At 41.1% G+C, this 23555-nt stretch carries 28 protein-coding genes; 8 read left to right on the forward strand and 20 right to left on the reverse strand.

What is annotated here, in order from left to right:
* Positions 1 to 183 precede the first annotated feature (183 nt).
* Both chrA and C942_RS11205 read left to right on the forward strand, forming a co-directional pair.
* Positions 184 to 1404, forward strand: a complete 1221-nt coding sequence (chrA, locus tag C942_RS11200) for a chromate efflux transporter (protein ID WP_007465754.1) — start codon at positions 184 to 186, stop codon at positions 1402 to 1404.
* Positions 1405 to 1583: 179 nt separating this feature from the next.
* Positions 1584 to 1895 (forward strand): hypothetical protein, encoded by a 312-nt coding sequence (locus tag C942_RS11205; RefSeq protein WP_036799676.1) that lies wholly within the window; start codon positions 1584 to 1586, stop codon positions 1893 to 1895.
* An 88-nt stretch (positions 1896 to 1983) separates the two neighbouring features.
* Here C942_RS11205 and C942_RS11210 read toward each other — a convergent pair whose 3' ends face one another.
* The 5 genes from C942_RS11210 to C942_RS11230 all read right to left on the reverse strand — a co-directional run bounded on the left by C942_RS11210 (position 1984) and on the right by C942_RS11230 (position 6325).
* Entirely contained in the window at positions 1984 to 2553 is a 570-nt protein-coding gene (locus C942_RS11210) for a DUF1439 domain-containing protein (protein ID WP_036799679.1), read from the reverse strand.
* Positions 2554 to 2601: 48 nt separating this feature from the next.
* Positions 2602 to 2826 (reverse strand): hypothetical protein, encoded by a 225-nt coding sequence (locus C942_RS25340; RefSeq protein ID WP_007465759.1) that lies wholly within the window; start codon positions 2824 to 2826, stop codon positions 2602 to 2604.
* Positions 2827 to 3033: 207 nt separating this feature from the next.
* Positions 3034 to 3909, reverse strand: a complete 876-nt coding sequence (gene rpoS, locus C942_RS11220) for an RNA polymerase sigma factor RpoS (protein ID WP_007465761.1) — start codon at positions 3907 to 3909, stop codon at positions 3034 to 3036.
* A 366-nt stretch (positions 3910 to 4275) separates the two neighbouring features.
* Positions 4276 to 4533: a hypothetical protein gene (locus C942_RS11225; protein WP_036799682.1), complete on the reverse strand. Its 258-nt coding sequence runs from the start codon at positions 4531 to 4533 to the stop codon at positions 4276 to 4278.
* A gap of 160 nt (positions 4534 to 4693) precedes the next feature.
* Complete coding sequence (locus tag C942_RS11230) at positions 4694 to 6325, reverse strand: methyl-accepting chemotaxis protein (protein ID WP_007465762.1); 1632 nt, start codon at positions 6323 to 6325, stop codon at positions 4694 to 4696.
* Between the two features lie 534 nt (positions 6326 to 6859).
* On the opposite strand from C942_RS11230, the gene C942_RS25630 reads away from it, so the two are divergent.
* On the forward strand, positions 6860 to 6991 hold the full coding sequence (locus tag C942_RS25630) for a hypothetical protein (protein WP_007465765.1): 132 nt from the start codon (positions 6860 to 6862) through the stop codon (positions 6989 to 6991).
* A gap of 1346 nt (positions 6992 to 8337) precedes the next feature.
* A complete protein-coding gene (locus C942_RS11240) occupies positions 8338 to 8709 on the forward strand; it encodes a DUF3653 domain-containing protein (protein ID WP_036799685.1) in 372 nt (123 codons plus the stop codon).
* A gap of 47 nt (positions 8710 to 8756) precedes the next feature.
* On the opposite strand, the gene C942_RS11245 is transcribed toward C942_RS11240, so the two are convergent.
* The 11 genes from C942_RS11245 to C942_RS11295 all read right to left on the reverse strand — a co-directional run bounded on the left by C942_RS11245 (position 8757) and on the right by C942_RS11295 (position 18299).
* Complete coding sequence (locus tag C942_RS11245) at positions 8757 to 9464, reverse strand: Abi-alpha family protein (RefSeq protein ID WP_007465767.1); 708 nt, start codon at positions 9462 to 9464, stop codon at positions 8757 to 8759.
* Between the two features lie 187 nt (positions 9465 to 9651).
* Positions 9652 to 10509 carry a hypothetical protein gene (locus C942_RS11250; protein ID WP_007465770.1) on the reverse strand — a complete coding sequence of 286 codons (858 nt, stop codon included), beginning with the start codon at positions 10507 to 10509 and terminating at the stop codon, positions 9652 to 9654.
* A 228-nt stretch (positions 10510 to 10737) separates the two neighbouring features.
* Positions 10738 to 11409: a DUF2726 domain-containing protein gene (locus tag C942_RS11255; RefSeq protein ID WP_007465772.1), complete on the reverse strand. Its 672-nt coding sequence runs from the start codon at positions 11407 to 11409 to the stop codon at positions 10738 to 10740.
* A gap of 276 nt (positions 11410 to 11685) precedes the next feature.
* The gene (locus C942_RS11260; protein WP_036799687.1) at positions 11686 to 12843 is read right to left on the reverse strand and encodes a zonular occludens toxin domain-containing protein; all 1158 of its coding nucleotides are present in this window, start codon (positions 12841 to 12843) and stop codon (positions 11686 to 11688) included.
* Between the two features lie 3 nt (positions 12844 to 12846).
* Entirely contained in the window at positions 12847 to 13173 is a 327-nt protein-coding gene (locus tag C942_RS11265) for a DUF2523 family protein (protein WP_007465777.1), read from the reverse strand.
* A 1-nt stretch (position 13174) separates the two neighbouring features.
* Positions 13175 to 14857 carry a hypothetical protein gene (locus tag C942_RS25085; protein ID WP_007465779.1) on the reverse strand — a complete coding sequence of 561 codons (1683 nt, stop codon included), beginning with the start codon at positions 14855 to 14857 and terminating at the stop codon, positions 13175 to 13177.
* 147 nt (positions 14858 to 15004) lie between these two features.
* The gene (locus C942_RS11280) at positions 15005 to 15232 is read right to left on the reverse strand and encodes a hypothetical protein (protein ID WP_007465781.1); all 228 of its coding nucleotides are present in this window, start codon (positions 15230 to 15232) and stop codon (positions 15005 to 15007) included.
* Positions 15233 to 15242: 10 nt separating this feature from the next.
* Positions 15243 to 15485 carry a single-stranded DNA-binding protein gene (locus C942_RS25090; RefSeq protein WP_157372617.1) on the reverse strand — a complete coding sequence of 81 codons (243 nt, stop codon included), beginning with the start codon at positions 15483 to 15485 and terminating at the stop codon, positions 15243 to 15245.
* A gap of 53 nt (positions 15486 to 15538) precedes the next feature.
* The gene (locus tag C942_RS11285) at positions 15539 to 15865 is read right to left on the reverse strand and encodes a hypothetical protein (RefSeq protein ID WP_007465783.1); all 327 of its coding nucleotides are present in this window, start codon (positions 15863 to 15865) and stop codon (positions 15539 to 15541) included.
* A 32-nt stretch (positions 15866 to 15897) separates the two neighbouring features.
* Positions 15898 to 18000, reverse strand: coding sequence for a replication endonuclease (locus tag C942_RS11290; RefSeq protein WP_007465785.1), 2103 nt, complete (start codon positions 17998 to 18000; stop codon positions 15898 to 15900).
* 2 nt (positions 18001 to 18002) lie between these two features.
* Positions 18003 to 18299 carry a hypothetical protein gene (locus C942_RS11295; RefSeq protein ID WP_007465787.1) on the reverse strand — a complete coding sequence of 99 codons (297 nt, stop codon included), beginning with the start codon at positions 18297 to 18299 and terminating at the stop codon, positions 18003 to 18005.
* Between the two features lie 120 nt (positions 18300 to 18419).
* Here C942_RS11295 and C942_RS11300 point away from each other — a divergent pair, with 120 nt between their 5' ends.
* Positions 18420 to 18776 (forward strand): DUF3693 domain-containing protein, encoded by a 357-nt coding sequence (locus tag C942_RS11300; RefSeq protein ID WP_007465789.1) that lies wholly within the window; start codon positions 18420 to 18422, stop codon positions 18774 to 18776.
* 314 nt (positions 18777 to 19090) lie between these two features.
* Here C942_RS11300 and yciH read toward each other — a convergent pair whose 3' ends face one another.
* Positions 19091 to 19414, reverse strand: coding sequence for a stress response translation initiation inhibitor YciH (gene yciH, locus C942_RS11305; protein ID WP_007465791.1), 324 nt, complete (start codon positions 19412 to 19414; stop codon positions 19091 to 19093).
* A gap of 120 nt (positions 19415 to 19534) precedes the next feature.
* Between yciH and C942_RS11310 the strand changes: the two genes are divergently transcribed.
* Both C942_RS11310 and C942_RS11315 read left to right on the forward strand, forming a co-directional pair.
* Positions 19535 to 20143, forward strand: coding sequence for an HAD family hydrolase (locus C942_RS11310; RefSeq protein WP_007465793.1), 609 nt, complete (start codon positions 19535 to 19537; stop codon positions 20141 to 20143).
* Positions 20144 to 20298: 155 nt separating this feature from the next.
* Positions 20299 to 20814, forward strand: a complete 516-nt coding sequence (locus tag C942_RS11315; protein ID WP_007465796.1) for an ATP-dependent zinc protease family protein — start codon at positions 20299 to 20301, stop codon at positions 20812 to 20814.
* Positions 20815 to 20984: 170 nt separating this feature from the next.
* On the opposite strand, the gene C942_RS11320 is transcribed toward C942_RS11315, so the two are convergent.
* Positions 20985 to 21344, reverse strand: a complete 360-nt coding sequence (locus tag C942_RS11320) for a DUF3319 domain-containing protein (RefSeq protein ID WP_036799689.1) — start codon at positions 21342 to 21344, stop codon at positions 20985 to 20987.
* 250 nt (positions 21345 to 21594) lie between these two features.
* On the opposite strand from C942_RS11320, the gene C942_RS11325 reads away from it, so the two are divergent.
* On the forward strand, positions 21595 to 22566 hold the full coding sequence (locus tag C942_RS11325) for a tyrosine-type recombinase/integrase (protein WP_007465800.1): 972 nt from the start codon (positions 21595 to 21597) through the stop codon (positions 22564 to 22566).
* A 65-nt stretch (positions 22567 to 22631) separates the two neighbouring features.
* Here the strand turns inward: C942_RS11325 and C942_RS11330 are convergent, their stop codons facing one another.
* Both C942_RS11330 and C942_RS24665 read right to left on the reverse strand, forming a co-directional pair.
* Positions 22632 to 23273, reverse strand: coding sequence for a putative adenosine monophosphate-protein transferase Fic (locus C942_RS11330; RefSeq protein WP_036799690.1), 642 nt, complete (start codon positions 23271 to 23273; stop codon positions 22632 to 22634).
* Positions 23263 to 23436, reverse strand: coding sequence for a YhfG family protein (locus C942_RS24665; RefSeq protein WP_007465803.1), 174 nt, complete (start codon positions 23434 to 23436; stop codon positions 23263 to 23265). The genes C942_RS11330 and C942_RS24665 overlap by 11 nt, the downstream gene beginning before the upstream one ends.
* Positions 23437 to 23555 lie beyond the last annotated feature (119 nt).

Raw genomic sequence — 23555 nt, forward strand, 5'->3', positions numbered from 1 at the left:
ATCTGTGCACAATGCTTTTGGCTTTTTGTAGCAAACTTACATGGTTGGTAAGTGCTTAGTTATTTGTGCTGATCTTCCATGATCTTTAGTTTGTTGATTAATTCTATCGATGTTTATTATCAAAACGAACGATTTAATTAATTTATTGTGCGCAGATATTATGGGGCCTAATCAGGAGGTTTTATGTTGAAAGTAATGTGGCATTTCTTTGTGTTGGGGCTTTACAGTTTTGGCGGGCCAGCCGCACATATTGGCTATTTCCAGCGTGAATTTGTTCAAAAGAAAAAATGGTTAGATGAGCAGGATTTCACGCAGGCAGTGACGCTCTGTCAGTTTTTACCTGGTCCAGCTAGTAGCCAGTTAGGGATGTTTATCGGTTATAAGCAAGGAGGATACCTCGGGGCATTAGCAGCGTTTGTCGGCTTTACCTTTCCGTCATTTCTACTGCTGACATTTCTGGCGATGGGAAGTCAGTTATACAGTGATGCTCCGTTAATAGATACTTTGATTCAGTCAGCAAAGCTTCTGGCAGTTATTGTGGTTGCAGATGCTCTGTGGGGAATGGCTAAGAAGAACATCACAGATAAGTTGACGCTGATGGTAGCTGGTTTTACGGCTGTTGCTGTGTTTTTCAGTACAGGATTATTGGGGCAGATCACTCCTATCTTACTGGCTGCACTATTAGGTTATCTTTTGTCATTCCGTGCTGAGGACTGTGTTGATACACAACCACCGCAAGCAATTCGTCCAAATTTTGTCTTGCTTGGTGTCTTTGTCTTAATCTTATTGCTGATGCCACTAACAGCTCAGTCATCGCAATGGCTTACACTCTTTAATGTGTTTTACCAAGCTGGTAGCTTTGTATTTGGTGGGGGGCATGTTGTTCTTCCTCTGTTGGAGCCAATGCTTAACGGAATGGTGGAGTCTGATACTTTCTTGAGTGCTTATGCTTCTGCTCAGCTTGTTCCTGGCCCGATGTTTACCATGGCAAGTTTTCTGGGGGCTTCTTACCTAACTGAGTATCCTGTTCTGGGGAGTCTGATTGCAACAATTGCGATTTTTTTGCCTGGAAATCTTCTGTTATTTGCATTTCTGCCAGCATGGAAAGCTCTGTTCAGCCATCCTCGGCTTAAAGCTTCAATCACATTGGTAAATGCTTGTGTTGTTGGCCTTCTGGCTAGTGCGCTTGTTAAACCTGTAATCATGACATCAATTAGTTCATGGGGTGATGCAGTTATTGTGGTGTTGGTTTTCCTTATTTTGAAATACCGAAACATACCTGTCTGGCTGCTGATTACTTCTCTTAGTGTCTATAAGTTCGTGATGTTATCTGTTTCAAATCGGATTTTAAAATATGCATTCGGGGGGACTCACCATAGTGAGACTCCCATTTTGTTCATTTAATGCACTATAACTTTTATTTTTTAATACAATAAAATTTATAAGGATATCTCAACAAAAACACCTGCAAACACAAAACTGATGAGCTAAGCAACGAACTGTGCGAGAGGGATCTAATTGATTAAGCTAATGTTAAGTCAGACTTGGTAGAGTTTTCGCACGTATCATTTCAGGTCCAGACAATGAATATAAAACGAAAGGTTCGACCTAACTTAACTAACTATGATTTACTTGAATTGATTCAGGAAGAATTACAGCAAGCCGAAAGGCGAATTGTAAGAAAAGTTGTCTTCACGGTTTCATGTGGTGTGATCAGCATTTTTATGTTCTTAGCTTTCGTCATTTCAGCTCAGGGGGGAACAGCAAGAGATTACGCAGCAGAAGCGATGAAAAAAGCTTTTGTTGCAGAACGAGCCGTACATATCATTGATGAAGCTTCTGGTGCGAATATTTTAGAAAGAGCAAACACCGTATCTAACCAAAACACAGAGTGATGGAATTAAGGCTGAAGTGGAATTTTCAGCCTTGTACATAACCCGTATTCTTAATTTGAATCGTTTTTAGTTCTACAGCTTGTCGATGTTACATTTGAACGACGAGAGAGTGATTTTTGATTAATAGTTCAGGGCGAGCTGTTTTAAGGACTGATTGTTTAAAATCATCTTCATCCAGGCGGTAAACAGGACGCGTAAGAAGTAGCTGACCAATTAATTGCACAATTGGTGAAATTAAGTGCTTGCTACCGAAACCTTCAAGTACATCCGGCACAATATCAAGTGATTCAACCTCAAGATCGTTTAAGAAAATTGCGCCTTCATTTCTATCGTAGTAGGGAACAGCACTAAAACTAACATCAATGCTGACTTCTTGCTCTGGTTGCCCGGAAATAATAATTTTTGCCTCAGATTTAGCCTCAAGGTTTACACGGTCATCTGAAACACGCCCGATACCCACTTTGATATCATTGAACTTAACATTGGCGTAAGCTAAGCCTTTAACGCCGACTGTTCGTTCAAATGATGCGTTTTTATCAAGGTATTCCTGTATCTCACCCTCGGTTACACTGTAACTGGCGCAGGAAGAAAGTAGAAATACCAGTGTTAGTATCAGTACTCGTTTCACACTAAGCCTATTGATAATAAAATTATTCATAAATTATCAACGAGCTAAGTTTTTTTTCCACTAAATTTCTAAGAAAAATCAGAAACAGTATTTAAATTCATCCTTATAAAGCTTCTCTAACTTCTTGTGGTACTTAACACCTTGCTTATAGGTATATTTTTGCTTCATCTTTTTGTTGATCTTTTCGATCTTAGCCCGTGTGTTGAGGCACTTTTCCGCTTTAGTTTCTTTTGCTGTAACGTATGGTGAATGGTTCAGAGCAAAGGCTGCTAGTAATGCTGTGATAATTAATGAGCGTTTCATTTTAGACAGTTGTTGTAATGAGTGATGAACTCAAACTACAGATTTTGATGGGTTATCGTTACTGAAACAGACTGCTGTTGGGTCAGAAAGCTCACATTTAATTGCTAAGAAACAACATAATTTCTTGCTGGCAGAATTGAGTTCAAGAAAGAGGTAAAGAGGGTGGAGCGCTCTGGATAGACCAGAGCACTCCCGTAGTGCTGGTACTTAAGCAGATTCAGAGAATAACAGCTCGAAATCATAGTTATTTCGTTTAAGTGCGTTTTTCAGCTTATTCAATGAACTCACCTGCAATTGGCGAATACGTTCCCTAGTTAAACCTACCTCGTCGGCAACTTGCTGAAGAGTTTGAGTTTCATGACCAAGCAAACCGAATCGGCGGCAGATGATCTCGCGATCTCGTTCATTAAGACTATTCAGAACCGAAATTGCCAACTTGCTTATATCTTGCTGATTCAGCTCGGTATCTGGCTGATTTGAACCATCATCAGCAATAAAAGCAGAAATTGATTGTGAGTTACTATCATCGCTGATTGCTTGATCAATTGATACAACTGGTGCATCGTAAGCTAAAACGCCAGAGATATCATCGACAGAACGTTCTAGTTTCTCTGCGATATCTTCATGAGTTGGCTCCTGGTTTGTGCTCTTCATCAGCTGCTTGTGAGTTCGCAAAATCGTGTTGATTTCTTTTGAAACGTGTACCGGCAGGCGAATTGTTCTGGCCTGATTGTGAATTGCACGTTCAATGGTTTGCTTTATCCACCAGGTTGCATAGGTTGAAAATCGGAATCCACGCTCAGGATCATATTTATCTACTGCGGTAATTAGGCCGATGTTGCCTTCATCGATAAGATCGCTTAACAGCATCCCGCTACCACGGTATTTCTTAGCAATGCTGACTACCAGGCGCAGGTTACTTTCAATCATTGTCGCCTTGGCATCTTCATCACCCAGCAGACTTTTGCGGCTGTAAAGAATCTCTTCGTTCTTAGTCAGAAGAGGCTTTTGCGCAATTTCCTGCAGGTAAAGGTGAATAACATCAGCATCAAAACCATGTATTTCTTGTGACTTGATATCCATATCTAATCCCTCAATAACTGGTACGACGATGTTTATTTTTTATTGTTGTTACGTAAAGACGTTAACATACACCTATTGCATATTCCATTTATTTGGTTACAAAAAGATAGCAAATAGGTATAACATTTTGTTATTTAAAGCTACGGAATTGGCTGTTTACTGGAGAAATCACACTATTTTGCAATAGCTTATGTTTCTTATTCCAGAAAGGGATAACCGGAGAGTTGCTGGTTTATCTTAATTGTTATGTTACTTAATATTAACTATTGGGTGTGTGTTTTAAGACATTATAGCGAAGAGGGATTACGCTTCTGAATTACAGCGATTCAAAGTTTGAGTTGTTACACTGTAATGGATTTTTGTTTATTATCTGAAAAATAAGGAACTATATTGGTCCAAAACAGCCTTTTTCTTCCCAGAGATTCTGAATCGCATGATAGGTTTCCAATATTCCTTTTTTTGCTTTTTAGTGCCTCCTTTATATTTTGCGTTTATATCAGCAACTTTGTTTTGTAAACCTGCACAAGGTAAATAACGATACAAACGTTCGTAATCGTCTACAGATTTAGAATGCAAAGTTGTAGAAAAAGATATAGCCAGTACAAATAATAATGTTTGCCACATAAGCAGTCTCAAAATGTATCTGATAATAATCTATCGGAAACATGTCTGATAATCATCAGCCAACAAAATATTGGATTCAGGCGATGTTTTTTAAAGAGATTTATGCAATTTAAGTGGGAAATCAGGCTGGCTGATTCATTTGCCAGCCTGACGAGGATGGTTAACTAAGTTTGAATTGAGAGATATTTTCCTGAAGCCCATTTGCAAGCTGGCTCAATTCACTACAAGCCTGTGCCGTCTGTTTCGCTCCGGATGCGACTTCTGTTGATGCCTGGTTAATAGATTCAACACTTCGGCTTAATTCATCTGTCACTGAGTTTTGTTCACAGCAAGCACTGGCGATTTGAATATTCATATCCGCAATACTGGCAACAGATGATTCAATTTGGGTAATGCTGTTACCTGCTATCTGACTTTGTCCAACGCACTGTTGAATTAGATGGCAACTGTTTTTAGTTGCTTCGCCTGTCTCTTTTGCGCGGTGTTGAAGTTTATCAATAATAGAAATAATTTCAGACGTTGACTGTGAAGTTCTTCCGGCCAGTGTTCTGACTTCATCCGCAACAACAGCGAAGCCGCGTCCCTGATCGCCGGCACGTGCCGCTTCAATCGCTGCATTCAAAGCAAGCAGGTTAGTTTGTTCAGCAATTCCACTGATCACATCTACAACCATGCTGATGTTGGCTGTATCCTGCTCTAACTGAGCCACCATTTCGCCGGCATTTTGAATTTCGTTAGCTACTTTCTCAATTTCAATAATTGTTTCATTAACCACACGAGTGCTTTCTTTGGCTTCATTGGTTGCAGATGTCGCTAATTCACTGGCATCTTCAGTATTCGCAGCCACCTGAGAAACTGTTGATTGCATCTGGTTCATCGCTGTCGCAATCATTGCTAGTTGATCCTGCTGGTGTACCATTCCAGCGGACGACTGCTCTGAAACGACACTCATTTCTTCAATAGAAGCACTTAACTGCACAACAGCTGCAGAGATTTCATTAATCAGCTCTTTCAGGCCGTTTTGCATAACGAGACAAGCATCAGCCAGAGAACCAAATTCATCATTACCCATTGTTGAACGGTCAAGGGAGTAGGTTAAATCACCGTCGGCAATAGCCATTGCCATCTTGGTAGTTTTCTCTAGCGGTTGAGTGATTTGCCGAATCATATAAACAGCGACGATGACCATAAAGCCGAGTAGGAGTGCCAATGAAGCCATTGTGTAAAGATTCGCTTGCTGGACACGATTCATAGCTGCTGCTTTGCCCTGATCACTTTCTTTGTTAGTCAGTTCGATTAGTTTATCCAGCGATACCTGTAAGGTGGTGAACTTATCAAAGGAACCCAGTACTACATTATTCGCAAGACCTGTATCTTGTGCCTGGATAGCCATTGAGAAGCTACTTGTTGCCTCTTTATATGCTGTCCATGAGCGCATTACTTCATCAAAGCGTCGTTGCGATTCATTTTCAGTAATTGTTGTTTTGTATGTAGCCAGAGCTGAGTCAACTTGTTTATACACTTTATGAATATCATTTAACCAGTTTTTCACATCAGGGTGGTTAATATTTGGTAAAATAGAAAATTCATCTTTACGAATAGTGGTGATATCTGTTTGAAGATCCAGAACTAATGCTGTTTTAGGCATAGTTCGGTTGGTTATATTAAGTAAATTATCATTAATGCTGGATATTTCACTAAGCATAAATACACCAAGAGATACAACTCCCACACCTATCATTGCCAACATGGCAGCTATTTTTGTTCGAACGGATAGATCTTGAAACCGCATATACAATCGCCCTCAATATTATCATTATAATGAATAAAAAAATGGATACGGGATGGTATTCTGACTATAGGGAAAGTCAAAAAGATTTTCTTCTTTTTTCATGAAAGTTTGATTCTATCAGCTAAATAAGATAATTAACTTGAAAAAATATTTATCGTGAGATTCAGTGTTTTTACTTCTTGATTTGTCAAAGCTGATATCTGAATAACGTTGTGATTAAGAAGAATTTCAACATCTTTAGGCACAATAAATAATCACAAGAAATATAATCTGAAATTGAATTCAATAGTGGAATATAATCTCTTATCGACAAAAAATAAGTTTGTAACATATATAATGTTTACGAATAATAATTAACTTACTTATTCAATAATTGTAAATTTTTGATATTTATAAGCTTATCGAAGTAAATTCAGCAATATAGCTTTAAGTCATATTTATCCTTCGACTCAGTTCAAGTTTCGGAAAGATTAGACACAAAAGTCTAAATTCTAGTGTTACACATGGAGTTACTGAATTGTATAGGAGTATCACATGACAGATGAGGGCGTTGAACTAAAAGTCTGCCCAGTGTGCGGACAAGAAGAGGAATATCTGGTTGATGAACTACGAGAAACCGTTATCTGTATTTGTGGTGCAATTATCGATGAGCCGGTATTTCATTAATCCGACTCAGAGTGACGATAACAGTCATTTAGCATTTCTAGTGCGTGATGGCCTTTTCGTGTTGTTGACTACGTAACGTATTGCTGAGCGTAGCCAGCACTATAAGAGTTATTCCTGCAATTTTATTGACCGCCAAGTTTTCATTGAAAAAGCAGATTTGCCATATCACGGCAAAAATCAGATTCGTAAATATAAGCGGTGCTAGTTCTGAACCTGAATTGACTAACTTATAAGCTTTGGCACGAAACATTTAGTGCCGACAATACTAACGGCAAGAATTGCAAGTAATGTAAGCACATTAGCTTGTGTTAAAGCCACTGTCTCAACATCACATTACCACTGGTGATAACGCTGGTACCCGCAACTGGCAGTAAAATAAGTGCGGCTAGCATAAAGCACCAACCATTTAGACCAGCGGCAGACAGATCGGACTTCGCACCACGGATCAGATTGATGAACCCGTATTGAACCCTTACCAGGGATTTTACTTCGTTTGCCTCCCCGGAAGATTAAAGCAGGAGAGTGTGCTTACATTGATAAACTGGTTCAAAGACCAGTTCGAAGATGAAGGGGATTTATGTCGTCGTTAAACTATTGCGTTTGTTACCTTGTCACATTATTTTGCGGATTGTCTTAAAACATTGCGCGTGTACTTAGCGCGTATTGCTTTTGGAGCCTCTCGAAAGTAACAAATGCCTATGTAAACTTTTAGGTGATCCTGTAACGTTTATTCTTGAGTTTTATCCGCATCTCTGGGCAACTGGGTAAAATTGCTACGCAGGGTGACAATATCGTATAGCCATGATGGGAGCAATCTAGAGCTGTTCGCTAAGACAGTTTCGGCGGTGGCGTGACTGATAGTACCGAGGCTTGAGCATGAGGAAAAAAACATCGGTAATCATCCATTGGTGTAGCGTTTCCAATGGGAGAGAAATGTTGTGATATTCTATGAGTTTTCATGCGGTAGTGTCGGTCCAAAGTCAGGATAGTTTTCACGAATAATACTGAGGCACCGGTATCGAATATCATCATGGATTTTATTTTATGAAGATCTGCCTCGGCATTGATTGCTGATCCTAGCAGGGCCGAGTTATTAAGTGTTGGATTGGCGGATGCTCAGTGACAGAGTACGAGGATGAGCTTAATCCGCAGTAATTCACCATCAGTCATGGTCAGCAAGATCTCATTAGTTAATCTGACATTACTAATTAGATCTTATATTGCCTCAGTGCGCATTATGACGGCCTTATGTTAAATGTTTTTGTTAACATTTATATGCAGCAGCCTTATATACAGGGCGGTTACTATGCAATTCCTCAATAACAAGGAATGCAAAAAGTGACACCATGTCCAAAAATTTAACTAATAACTACATATTTAGAAAATTTACTTGCGGTTTATCGAAAAAAGAGGTGTCAGAACTTTGTTTCAAAAGTGTGAGGACGGTCACGCGATGGGACGCAGGGCAAGAGATACCACCAGAATGCAGAAGATTGATGAAAATGTATGCTGGACGTGAATTAGGAGCGATAGGGGATATTTGGCGTGGTTGGTGGTTATCGAAGGAAGAATTGGTAACCCCAAACGGTTGGAGCCTCAATCCAGATCGAATAATCACGGGAAATGCTCTACTTGAGATCAATGCAGAAAATGATAGACAAGCTAAAGCTCATATACTGAGGACAGCAAGACTGTTGAAAAACCTACCGGAAAAATAATAATGTTTTAGCCCCAAACTATGGGGCTATGTGTATTCAAAATTAAGCTATTTGCTATCAGTTTTTTCTGTACATGCAGATACAAACTCTAAGCCCAATAATGTTGGTAAAATTAGGCTATAAATCTCCCCACCACCAATAACACTGGGAAACCGTAAACACCCTAAGCGTACAAGGTTTGCAATTGCAACTCTTACTTCTTGCGGTGGAAGTTGTTTTTCATCATCACCTGAACGTATGATCTCGCATCGCTCTGGAAGGTGTTCTGTGGTCACCCCCAAATAAACTATATCTCTAAATGAATAACTGTAGATAGTTTCTAAAATTCTAACTTCCAAATGACTCAATTGACTTAGAATTTCGATAAAAGCTCTAGTCATTTTTTGGGGCTCTTGTGAACAGGTGCAATTTACTAACAGCCGAGCCCACATTTCGTGTAGATAATCATCCTCTTCCAATGTTGCGTATTCCAAAAGAGGAATTGCATTCTTAAGCTGTAGTGGGTTATTCGCTCTTTCATAACCTGATGCTTTCATAATTTGGCTTGCTTTAACTATAAGCTTTTGTTGTTTTTCCCATCTAATGAATTGCAACTTATCAGAAATAATGCCAACGCCAGCTTCTAAAGGTGCTGAGATAAACTTAGATACAAATCCACCTAACTGTTTTGATGCTTCAATGGCCTGACCTGAAGTCTTAGCTACTTCTTGTATAGCTTTTGATGACTCAATTACAGCTTCAACTTCTTTTTCCACAAAACCTCCAAAAACAAATCGAACTATTACTTTTCAATCATACGCTTAGCAAGCGTTAAAACAACCCGCCAAAACCCTGCAATAGGCGAACTTCTTGAAATAGGAGGAAACCTACCCCGTCATACATTTTGGAAGTCCAGAACCATGTTGAAGGGCATGGCGACCCCAAAACTTTCACCCCGTATTACTAGGCGGGGTTAAAGAAGTACGAAACAAATATTCCTGCAGTAACTGATATTAATGAGGCAACAATAACACACCACTTAATATTAGAAGAAAATGAAACATAACTATCATAGATAGATATTTCATCCCTCCAATAAAAGGTCGATTTTTTGCCAAAGCTATGTAATTTTGAAAAAAAGTTTGAAGATAATAACAAAGCAAATGAAATCAACATTCCAACCAGACATGCAATAAACGTAACTAATCTTTGGCCACGTAATGAATAATCATAATTTCTATAAATTATAAAATCGAGCTTTTCGCTCTGTGAAAGTTCTAACAGCTTTTCTAATGTATATGAGTCATATTGTGTAGAATGGTCATTTAATAAAATAGTTAACCCAAAAAAAGCAAACAACATCAAAATTGAAAATGCCAGAGCTGAAAGTCTATAAGTTTCGTCCTCATAACGCTTTAAAATAACAGTTCTTTTTATTTGACTATCTAGCTCATCAAAAAGAATGAAACACCAATTACGGTCTTTTCCTGAAACATCCAACGAAATTTTTGAGCCGTAGTATGTATTGTTGTTATGAAAATTAATATTCACAAGAAATCTGTCATTTAAATTATCACTCTTAATTAACAACCCGATCCTCAATGTAACAATGCTTTTGTCTTTTGAATTATCTTCACTTAATATCTGCTCTATATCGTCTGTAACATAATGCGATGAATTCTTACGTTCAACAGAATATTTAATATAACTATCAGGAATGTCTTGCGAAGACTTCAACAAAATGTCATTGATTTTACGTAAATTTTGCTCTGTTAATTTATAATTAACTCTATAATCAATATTGTGACCAGCTCTTTCCATTTGATAACCTAGTTATTCCTAAAATACCAATTACGTTAAATAGCCGACTTTGCGTAGCAAAACTATCAACTCAGCCACATACCGCATCCTGTTCAGAATTTTACACCCATAAATACAGAAATCTAGGCAGCAAATGCATTGAAAGTTAGTTACAGATTATGAACTAAAACGGTAGCAACAAAGCAGCATACCGTTTCAGACATGTTTTATGATGAAGTAGCTAAAATCCTAACTTTCCTCTACATAGCGACATTTGGGGTAGGCCGAACAACCCCAAAAGGTATTGCCTTGATTCTTACCTCGCTTACTTACCCGTTCGACTAGCTGAGAACTACAACAAGGGCAAATTTTGGTATCAGCAGAAGGAGTCTGAGATGATTGTTGAGCTAAAAACTGATGTAATTCATTTTGAATATCACGAATCACATATGAACGCTTTGCCGTAAACTCAACAAACGGAATATTAGCGGATGATAATGCCCTAGATAAGAAAGCATCTCGCTGAGCCCGGTCTGCCTTATTATGGCTTGAATCGTTCAACTCGATTGCACATAAAATTGACAGATTGTCCTTATCACAAATAACAAAATCTATATGCTTTCTAGATATCTGATTAAAAGCAGTTTGCCATTCAGAACGGTTTAGATTGCCTTGAGGCTTAATAATATCAGCTACTCGAACTTTGCCTAAAAGGACGTAATTATCTTTAAGAGACTGAGTTAGAACACCGTAAAATGAACGCTCGGCAGCAGTAAAAAGTGCACCAATTGCTTCAAAAGCATAACTGTCATCTTTATCTACATCTACTGCTTTATCTACTGCTTTTTTCTTGCTCACAGTTCGAATGAAAAAGACAGCACAAAGTAAAAAAAAGACCCCCACAATAACCAGTAATTCCATCCTTACCTCCTTGATAACATGAGAAAAATAAGAAAGGCGATCTATACACCCGATTGAATATTGACGCAAGTTAAACCCCCACGCTTTATCTGAAGTGTCATACGACAATCAGCTGCGTACCATATTGTTAGTTCGACAAACCCCATGAAAAGCGGCCTAGCAGGAAGGAAGGGGGTTAAAATCGCTATAGATACGTGTGTAGTTCCACATAGAAACACCAGCGCGACCGGACAACCCGAGAAGGTGCCAATAGTCGCAACTGGTAACAGGAGTGCATCAGATAGCAAACGAAGGTGTACCAACCGCATTGAAAGCATCCATCATGCCGCCATCGCCTTTCTGTTTCTCATCCACCTTACAAGTGACAATCCGCTGCTCACCACCAAATTCAAGCTTGAAAACACAATCCGACAGGGCGACAAACTTATAGCCCATGCTCACCAAGTCGCGATTGGTGATAGAAAAACGCTTACTGGCTCCCTTATAGACATCTAGGTAAACCAGATAGAAGTTCTGGTTAATGTCGTAGTCCCGCATGTCATCGTAGTAATAGACCTGTCTGGCCCATCCGGTAATGAACATATCAAACCCACTCAACGGGCCGTCTATCTCGATATCTTCCGGGGGCCTACCCGGGGAACCATCATCAACACTAGCGGGCTTTTCTGCCACAACCTCAATCACCGGCACGGGTTCTGGTTCGGGTTCCTCATCACTGAACAACCCCGCAAGCGAGTAAATCAACCACGGAATACCAAGCAGCAGGAATAGGGCACCGCCAACGAAAGACCAGTGTTTCCAGATAGGCTTAATATCCGATGCCTCCCGCTCTAACACCTCCTTTTTGCTCTGGGTATGGGACTTGTAGAACGGGAAGATAGTTTTGTCATACTTCCGCTGCTCCTCGTTCACTACCGCACCACGCCAACCATCAACAACTTTTTTGGTATAGGTACTGGTTGAGCCAAGGGCCGTGTTTTTGATAGTACGGTAAAGAATCTCAACCAAATTCAGGATATCGGCATCCAGTTGTCGCGGGTTCTGGGTCATCAGCAAGATATCGATACCATAATGCTCGTGCATGGTGTAATACTTTTTCACCGCATCCAACGTTTTACCTTTCGGCAAACTGAAATGAGCCTCATCAATCACATACAAAGGCCCAACGCCTTTATCATCACGCCAGTCATCCATATAGTAATCAGGCGTGGAGAACGGGAAGGTTACCGTTGCACCCTCAAAGTCTGCATAGTCAAACTCAACAACCTTAATCAGTTCCTCAACCTCAGCACCATAAATCTTTTTGAAATGCTCAATATTCAAGGGCAGGTTAGTTATCACCTTGCGACCTGATTTAATTGCAGGTATGACGTGATACTTAACAGCCTCGTAGGACTTACCAGAACGCGGTCTACCCGCAATTAAATAAATCATGAATTAACTACCTAATCGGGTAAACGGAATTAGTTGCAAAATAAGACGAACAGTAATTGCCGTGGTAATCATCACCATAGCTTGAGGCAGGCCAATAAGCCCCATCACACCCGCAACCTCTGGCGGAATAGCCGTTATATACTGCGAAATATCGATAGGCTGCATAAACGACGCCAAACCAGAAAGGATTTTTTCCACAGCCGTCATAAATACATCAAAAATGCCAAACAATAAATCTTGCAGCAAAGTAATTAGTGTTAATAACAACCGATACAAAAAATCCAGCAATTCATTATAAAGGTATTCAACCCATTCAAAAAAACCTTGCACATTAACCCCCAAACACCAATTTACGACACGTCATAAAAGCAGTGAACATGATGCAAATACGAATAAACGTCCATACAAAGGCAGGCAAGCGAATATCATAGCAACCAAAGTCAATAATAATATCCAAACATAAATTCCACTCAGGAGCCTGACTAGGGAAGTGGACATTAAATTGATTCACAACATCAAGAAATGCACCATTTTTAACAGATGTAAAATGCTTCTCGATAATACCGTCCAATCCATCCGTATAACGTGAATCAATAAGACTACTGCAAGTATCATTAGTACGACACCCAACTAAATTACGCTTGCCACCTTTACCAAACTCTTCCATCAACCCCGTTTGCTTATCCAACTCACTATTGACATTATCCAACTTATCTTCAATGGCCTTAGTATCAATCTCCACTTTAATATCATTAGTAATAGAATCAGCAACAGCATCAACCGAAGCCGTGATTTTTTCTGTTTGCTCATCTGACTTCTCAGCCATCAATTGTTTTAACTCATCAATTTGCTCCTGCTCAAGTTTTGAATTATCAGCCAACGCTTTATTAATGCTCTCAATATCTAAATCATTATTTAACTGATTAAGACTTTCATTAATTGCATCCAATTTATTTATATTGGCTGTTTTAAAATCATTGGTTGCATTCAAAATACTATTGGACTTGTTATATATCCGGTCAAAGTGAGTACCATATTCACCCTGAATAGAACGCAAGATTGATAATTCCTGCTCAGTAAACTTAGCCATATGGTCTAATGAAGATGATGATTTTTTTGCAGTCTCATAATATTTGCTCACCAAATCTTGTGTATCTGACCAGTTCTGAAGTTCTTTCGCACTATCACGCTGCAATACTTTTAAATGACCATCAATATTAGAATTAGTCCGATTAATCGCACTAATAACACCTGACATATCTACATCAACTGAAATATCTCCCGAACCAGAACCACCTGAACCAGAACCACCTGAACCAGAACCGCCTGAACCAGAACCGCCTGAACCAGAACCGCCTGAACCAGAACCGCCTGAACCAGAACCACCCGAACCAGAACCACCCGAACCAGAACCACCCGAACCAGAACCACCTGAACCAGAACCGCCTGAACCAGAACCGCCTCCCGTATCACCGCCTCCCGTGTCACCGCCTCCCGTGTCACCACCACTAGACGACTTGTCATTTATTTCACAGAAAGTCTCAATAACTTCAGTTTTACGATTACATTTAGCTTCATTCCTTGCGATTGTTTGATTATCGCCAGCACGACTAGAACATGATTTTTTTGCCTCTTGTTCAGCATCATAAGCAGCGGGAGTGTCACAATAATTGTCATCATCATCACTTTTAATTCGTTTAGTGAACAACGAATAATTAGCAAATCCCTGAAAACTATTATCGTACGTATCGTAAATATCACATTTGATATCCATATTTGCTTCACGATATGCACAATTTCTATATTCATATGCTTTACGGCGACCAGTTCTAAAACCATTCGCACAACTAGCATTTGAAACAAAATAATATAATGGCTTAGGTTCACGACCTTCAATACAAAAATCATCACTCGAAGTGCCAGGAAAGCCCGCAGCATATCGAGAATAATACAGGTCATAATCAGCAAGTGCCGGAAAAGAAAAAATCAGTACAAAAATTAACAATCTGTACATAACACACCAAAAAATAATTGCATAAAAAAAGGCGACCGAAGCCGCCTATTAATTATCTGCCTGACCAACCATATATTACCGCCCAGCCAGTCATAGCACCGATTAAAGCCGCAATAGCTAATATGATGTCATGCAGGAGAGCAGCCATTACGCTTTATTTACAGCACGCTTAGCCAAGGTGATACCTTTATAAGCCATAGTGATACCAACAATAGTTACACCCGCCGCACCAACAGCAGTTGCAACACCTGACAAGTCGATAGCACTGAAATAGCTAGAAACCTGAGAACCACCCTCAGCGGCAAAAGTTGGCGCAGCCATAGAAGTTACAGCAATAGCGAAACCGTATTTTTTAGCAGCGTTAAGAAATTTCATAATAGTGTCCTTATAATTGACGGATTAATTTTTTGGCTAATCCAACCCCGTAAGAGGATAAATAGCCAGTAACAAGAATTGCCCCCAAACCAAAAGTAAAAGCAGAGCTAATTTCAGCGGGTGATAATTCCCAAGTAGAAAGCCAAGTGTCATACTCAGCCTTAGTTACCATCACATACCCGTCACACTGGGCAACGGGTATATTTTCAATTCTTAAATACCCTTGAGCATTTGTATTTACGCAGGTAGGCAAGGGTGCCCCCTTAATTAAACTTAATTGCTGAATGATTTATTTTTGCAGCAGCGTTATTTATTCGTCGGCTTTGACTCTAAAGACGGCACACCCAATAAATTCCAGCCAGAGAAACTAATATGTTTACCGCCATCACCCGCAAACGAACGCTCAGTGTGTTGGATCTTAAATTCAGCTTTCTTATCAATCAGAGTTTTCAAATCAGTACCACCGCCCATAGAATCCCATAGGTCAGGGGAGACACGGCATTCAACCACCTCAGAAGGGTTAAATAGCTGCAAGCGAACCACACCGGAATCACGGGATTCACCAGTGCTCTGGTTAGTGTTGGTTTTCTTCTCGATGTCGTCTAGGTCGTTAATTCGTGCTGTAACAATCATTCTTCAATTCTCCAAAATCTTTATTGGGACAGTTATTGACACAAGTCCAAGGAAGAGCCTAAAAGGCGGGAACCCTCCCCGGGGGCGGGTCCCCTCCCGCCTTGCGGCTCTTCAAAAGCCCCTGCATCAAATACGTAAGCGGAAAGCTCATCTACACGTTGTAAATATTGTTGGTACTGCTCGTATTGCTCATCAGCCATACGTCGATACTCATCCTCACGTTCCAGCACCTCGAAGATGTCAGAGACACCCGTCATGATGCGCTGAGTACCGCGCAGGAATTGCTCTTTGTTTTCGGTTTTCCATTTGCGGGCACGTGTGGCAAGGAAGGCCGCACGGAACACCACGCCCACAACCCGGGCACTGGAATCATCGCCGTAACGGGTTTTCGTGGTTTTGGTCGAAACTACCTCTTCACCCCATTCGTTAATCAGCTTTTCCATGATCTGCGGAACTTGGTAAACAGGCTTAATAGTCTGGTCATCACGACGGACAAACACACCGCCCATAGCGAGGCAGAAGCTTTCCCAGTCGGATTCGTCAGCCGCACGACGGACATTTTCAAGGGTGAGCCATTCACCCTCATCGAGATGATTGAACAAGGCATCATCCTCTTTAAATTCTTCACGGACGCGGCGCAGCTCACGCCACACAGTCACGGACGGGCCACCAATAAACTGGAATTGGCGGATACGGTTCACCCGGGCCCAAGTCACCACACGCTCAGCCGCCGCCACACCCTCAAGAACAGTAGAGCGGTCAGAATCGATGTGCTTACCATCGATATTCTTTGACAGGTACTTAGCGACATAGCCAACCGCCGAACCTTTCTCCCAATCAATCGCCTGAGAGGTGAAACGGTATTTTTTCGCCCCGGGTTCCTCTGGTGTATCTTTCATTGCCGCCGCCCGGAACAGGTCGGTGACTTTCTTTTGCTGGCTCTTTTCCATGAACAGCAGCAAATGCCAGTGCGGGCAACCGTCAGCATGAGGCTCAACAACCCGCAGGCCATAAACCTTGATTTCAGCCTTATCGAGAGCCTTACGGAAATCAGCAAACATGCTGGTCATGTAGTCATGCGCGTCCTGAGTGGACGGGCAACCCGCATCAAGCCAAGCCTGATTAACTTGGTTGTTAGAGACAGAATGGAAGCGGCTAGGGCAGGTCGGAGTGTAGAACATACCAACATGGCCGCTTGCCTTAGCGATATTCTCAAACCCCTTGAGCCGGACAAACATTTCAGCGCGGCGAACCTCCGGGTTAGAAATGGATTTACCCGCCAGCTCATGCAAGCTGAACCAGTTAGATTCGTCATCCTCGTCATACGCAACAGTATTTTTCAGCACTTCACTGTTACTCTCGTCACGCTGACGACGACGGCCAAGAGAGAAATCAGAGCAATACGCCTGACCATGTTTATGGACAATCGTCAAATCCCGGGCAACACGTTCAATCTCCAATGCAGAACGACGACGCAACGTACGACGCCACCAAAGCTCATTGGTTGCACGGTTAATCAAGCTTTGAAGCTGGTTGTTTTCTCTGGCCTTTTTAACTTGGTCAGGACGAAACGCCAAACCGTAGTCAGACAGAATGTCACAAGCACGGTCAAATGCCTCGATGACATCCTTAATACCCGCGACCTGACGCATGACAAACGCGGATTTGGCCTTAGCAAAATCACACAGTTCCTCATCAGTAGAAGTGTAACGAAACTCAAGTTTTGACAAGCGCTTATCAGCGTTTTCCAATGCACGAAGTGCTTCAAGATGACCAATTTTATCCGCCATCCTAATGTATGCACGGGACATCACTGGCGCAAAATCACGATGTGACTTACAAGCATCAAAGGCGCGAACAATCCAACTTTTCTCACCAACACAAACTGTTTTCTTACCCCAATCATCATCCCGAGACACAATCACAGGCTGGGGCGCGGCATAATATGGATTGATGCCATAAGCATCAGTGAACATGCTAGCGACCACGTTATAACATTCAGGCATAGCCGGCAGAGAACTCTTAGCGTCACGCGGTAACGTCAGCACGGATGAGTAATCACCAGATTGTTGAGCCAAAGCATAACGCTCAAACCAATTCAGCTTGGAGTGCTCTAACTGCGCTAATTGAGTCATGATTAAGCGTCCTCAACAGAAGCGCGAATCCACATAGAATCAATAGCGGTCAATGCGTTCTCAGCATCCTCAATGAAACGATGGTACAAGCACACATCTACCTTAAATTTCTCAGCCTCAGCAAGGTCGCGCCGCAATGTCACTAAACGTTCTCTCAACGCAAAAGAGGCATGTTCAAAAGCACTATATTCATCCTTAGTAACAACAATAGGTTTATTGTTTTGAGGAACGACACGAGCACGTAGCTTGTCACGAGCTTCACGAAGACTCTTTGCTGGAGAGGATTTGGTAGTAGTCATGATGTGCCTCAATGCTTATGTAATTACCAAGTTTGGTAATCGTAATTACCAGCTTTGGTAATTACAAGATACCAATTTTGGTAATTTAGAAGCTAAAATGAGGAAAACACAGGAGGATTTATGTATCAAAATCAACTGCTAGACGCATACAAAACTGCAAAAAACTATGTTCAAGACAAGCAAATTGCACACGACCTAGCTGTTGGTGCATCAAGAATCTCTGAATACAGAAGTGGCAAGCGCCAAATGTCTGATACACAAGCAATTTTTCTGGCCGAAAACTCAAATATTGACCCGCACCAAGCATTAATCTATCTGGCAGCAGAAAGAGCCAAGGATTACAAAGCCCAGCAGTTATGGAATGACATCACGGCAAAATTGGGTAGCCAAGGTTTTTGGGGCTTAGTCCTTGGTTTTACAGGATTTTTAGCCCTTCACGAACAGGAACTTGAGTGCGCATTATATGTATTATGTTAAATAAGGTATTAGAGTCACCCCAATTATTAGTCCGGTAACGCCCCTCATCCCGTTGATGTGTGGCCACTACGCGCTCTCCCTTCTGAATACTGGACAATTTAACAGTATGCGCAATTTACCATAAAATAGGTAATTAACACCTATTTTTAAGCTCTGCTGCAAATGGTCAGTTTGCCTGGTTCTTCAAAGCTAGTTGTCATTACTTATACAGCAACTTCTTTGTGCTTGTTGATGTTCATCGGTTTACCGTGACTTAGTGACAATCTCTTATTGTTGATAAGAAAAAGCCCGAGGGTTAACTCGGGCTCTTTTGATTAACCGCCGGCCAGTTTTACTGTGTGGCCTTTTTTCTCCAGCGCAACTTTAATGACATCGCGTTTGTCACCCTGGATTTCGATGTTGCCATCTTTAACTGAGCCACCACAGCCGCAAACTTTCTTTAGTTCGGCAGCCAGCAGCTTCAGCTGCGCGTCTTCAAGATCAAGGCCTGTAACAACACAAACACCTTTGCCTTTACGACCTTTAGTCTGACGTTGAATGCGAACAACACCGTCGCCCTTAGGACGTTTTGGTGCTGCTTTCTCTTCTTTGATTCGGCCTGTCTCTGTCGAGAATACTAAGCGGCTGTTATCATTCATCTGAAATAAATCTCGTCTGCTTTCTTGGATTTGTGAGCCTGATAATAAGTTATTGAATCAAGCTTGCGGATTACCCGTTCCCGAATATTATCAATAAATGGTAGCAAAACGGAAACTGTTATGATTCGTAACGTAATTTTTGATCTTGGCGCTGTATTGTTTGAGTGGAATCCAGTCCGAATTGTGCAAACATTTACCGATTCGACAACTGAGCAAAACATTTTACTTAAAGAAGTTATCCATCACCCGGATTGGCTCTCGCTGGATCGTGGCACTATGTTGCTTGCCGAAGAGATCCCGAAATTTGCAGCTCGTACCGATTTTACTGTAGCCAGAATGCAGTCTTTTATTGATCATGTGTTAGACAGCTTGCAACCAATACAAGCTACAGAAAATTTACTTTACCAGGTGCTCGACAAGCACTTCTCTGCTTACTATCTCACTAATATGAGTAATGCTTTTTTTGAAACGCTTCATGACCGAAATGAGTTTTTCTCTCTGTTTGCCGGCGGCATTGTTTCCGGGCGAGAGTTTGTGATTAAGCCGGAGCCGCAGATCTATCAGCTGTTGCTGGACAGATACGATTTGCAGCCAGAACAATCCCTTTATATTGATGACAATGCTGATAATGTTAAAGCAGCTAAAAGCTTAGGCTTTCATGCGGTACAGTTTGAACAAACTGATGCCTGTTTCAGCAAAATTCGTGATTTATTAAAAATTTACCAATAATTGACTTTGCTGTTCAGCGTCAATTCTGCTTCATGGTATATGATTCATATTGAGCTTCTGAGTAAGCTCCTCCTGCTGGTTGGATGATGTTAAGTGCAACAATCCATCTGGTGTCTATATTAAAAACAGACAAATAAACTCTTAGGAGCCTGTGTGTGAAAAAAATTCTGTTACCGGCATTGTTCTTGATCTGCTCAACTGGGGCAAACCTGGCGATGGCTGATAGTAATGACAGCAAACAGAAGTCAATTGTTGGTCAGGTTGAAACAATCAAAGTACATGAACTTGATCTGGATTTTAAGGCACGGATTGATACAGGTGCCAAAACAACCTCTATTCATGCTACTGATATTAAAGTCATTGGAGAAGACAGTGACAGCGATAACATGCGTGAACACCTTGGTCATATGGTTGAGTTTACAGCAACTAATGAGAATGGTGATGAAGTAAGGTATAAAGGCAAAATCATTAAAGTCAGTAAAATTCGTAATGCACAGGGCGTTGAACGCCGCTATGCAGTAAAAATGGATTTAGGCTGGAACGGTGAACACAAGACGGTGTCTGTTAACCTTCGTGACCGCAGTAAGTTGGAGTACAAACTACTTATTGGTCGAAACTGGCTAAGTGGTGATTACCTGGTTGATGTCGATAAGAAAGACGAAGATGATTGATATTATTTTGCTTACACTTCGCTATTAATGAAATTGCCCGGACTGCGTTGTTATCACAGTCCGGGCTAAATTCTGTTTAAGCAAGATTTATTAAAACCAGTTACTACACGATACGAACACCCTTCCCTTTTTCTCTCACGTAATACCAATCACACAAACCAAACATAATTTTATTTTTGTTTTAGTTTTTCAATCACAGCATCCAAATGTTTCTTTATTGCTGCAGGCGAACCTTTCAGCAGTCTGCCACGCAAGATGACATACCACTCATTCGGGTTACCGCTGTCATTTACCAGCTTAAAGCCTCTGTATTCTTCAACTTTCTGGCCTGCTTGCTGAGGTTGAGCATTCAGACCTTCAAATTTCTCTGGCGGCATAAAAGCTTTCATATCACACCACCAATCAATACTCTTCTTGACTAGCGTAAGCTTGTTTTCTACCGGGCGCCCATTGATGACGGTTCTCCACCCATTAGGTTCACCAGTCGTATTCTCAATATTATGCCCTCGGTGGAAGAGTCTTTTCTTCATTTTTGCTCCTCAACGATGCTGAGCTAACACTGCTTTAATCCTTGTACAGAATAAGTGTTTGCAATGCAGACAGATACACAATCGAAATACTTATTTCATACTCTGTTATTGAAGCATTAAGTTAAACGTTTGTCTTCCTGATATGCTTATAAATTTCTGGTTTTTACTAAATTTTTTCTGAATTTGATATGTAAATTTTATTTTTTGTTATATGTTTATAATTATAGTGCACCAGATATTGACACTGATTATGACTAGAAAAATCAAAGTGATAGAAGATAATGCACAAAGAAACACCAGTATTGAACGGTTTAACTGTCATATAAGTGGCATAGAGAACTGGGAGTCACTGACACAAAACCAATATGCAAGAAACACGCTGGTTGCTTTCAAAAATGACTGGAATAGTTTCATTGACTTCTGCTTAGAGAATAAAGTCCCTGCTCTGCCCGCAACGGCTGAGACCGTGCACAGATATATCGATCGCATGTCTCTCAAGCGCAAGCTTGCAAGCTTAAAACGTTACCTTGTCACCATTTCGTTGGTTCATCGTTGCCACCAATTAACGGATCCGTGTGCCCATACCGAAATTCGTATTGAAATGAAAAAGCAGCAAAGCGAAAAACGGAATGATTGCCGTAATGCATCTGCCTTTCGTGACGAACACTTGCAGAAGTTAATAGACATTTATGAACTATCAACTAAACCAAAGGATGTTCGCGATCTGGCAATTTGGGCTGTTACATTTGAAGCAATGCTAAAGCGGAGTGAACTTTCCGCTCTGACAGTTGAATCACTCTATATCCACGGCAACGGCTTGGTAAACATTACTGTCGGCGACAAGGTGATTGAACTCAGTTCTGTTTCATCAAAAGTGCTTCAACGCTGGTTGGTGGTTGGTTTGATTTATGACAGCTTTGTTTTTCGGCGAATCGATAGACACGGAAACATCGGCGACCAGGCATTAGATCATTCATCAATATATCGTGTATTCCGGCGAGCCAGTGATGAGCTGAATATGCCTTCTGGTCATTTGTTCTCGGGACAATCACCACGTGTTGGCGCCGCAAAGGATCTGGCTGACTCTGGTTTATCTGTTGAAGACATTCAGGAACAAGGACGTTGGAAAAGCCCGGCTATGCCTGCTTTGTACGTTGGCGAGAAAAACCGACATGAACAGGAATTGGCTAAATATAGGAAGACAAAACCTTGGGAGAAGTGAGTGGCGTGTATTTGGTAGTTGGTGGCAATATAAAAATTATAGTGCGTTAAACACGATGGTTTAAATCAATCTAAGCTCGGATTTTCAGTCCAGTGCTCGCTGTAATCATGCGGATGTTCGATTGGCACAGTGATTCGCTCAAATAGTTTTTCTAACGGCTTTAACTCTCCAAAATAACCAGCCTGATTCGCATCAACCCACTCTTTGAGGTTGATCCCTTCCCAACAAAGCTCATAACCGGCATTTATAGCCAGAATTTCGAAGAAGATACGCTGCACCCTACCATTACCTTCCCGGAAAGGATGGACTACATTAAGCTCGCAAAAGTAGTGCGAAACGCGACGAATAAAGTTGTCGAATGACAAACCACACAAATGGTTCTCTTCTTCCAGCTCTCGAAAAAGACGGTTGGCTTCTCGCTCGATATTGTGAACGTGACAAAAGCGGGTCTGTCCTTTGGTGATATCGACCTGTCTTATTTGGCCAGCCCAGGGATATAAGTCTTGAAAGAGTATGCGGTGGATTTTTTGCAGATAAGGAAGGTTGAATTGATCAAATACAGGCTCAAAATGCTCGGCCCGAACTCGGGAAAAGTCCCTTTCGGCAAGCTCAAGCTCATCCTCATCCATTATGGATAAGTAATTTTTGAGGACCGATGTATTGGGATAACAATCGGGATCCTGACTTACACCATATTTATCTCGCATATCGCTGTTTCAATTTGGCAATTAGTTCGGCTTCCGATGACGAATTCACTTCTGCATTTACCTTAAACGGCTCAACATCAAAACCTTCTAGCTGAAGACTCGCCCGGTAGTTTTTTTCGCGCAAGGCTTTAAAACGTTCCAGTTTTTTTTGTTTTGTCAGCATAGTTTTCCTGATTTTGCATCTATAGACCAGTATTGCATCTGGTTATGAAATCGCCAAATAGCGAAATTAAGAACACAGAGCGGGATCACGACTGATGAGTGAATCAGGTGTACCCTGCT

The sequence above is a fragment of the Photobacterium marinum genome, assembly GCF_000331515.1.
Classification (GTDB): Bacteria; Pseudomonadota; Gammaproteobacteria; order Enterobacterales; family Vibrionaceae; genus Photobacterium; species Photobacterium marinum.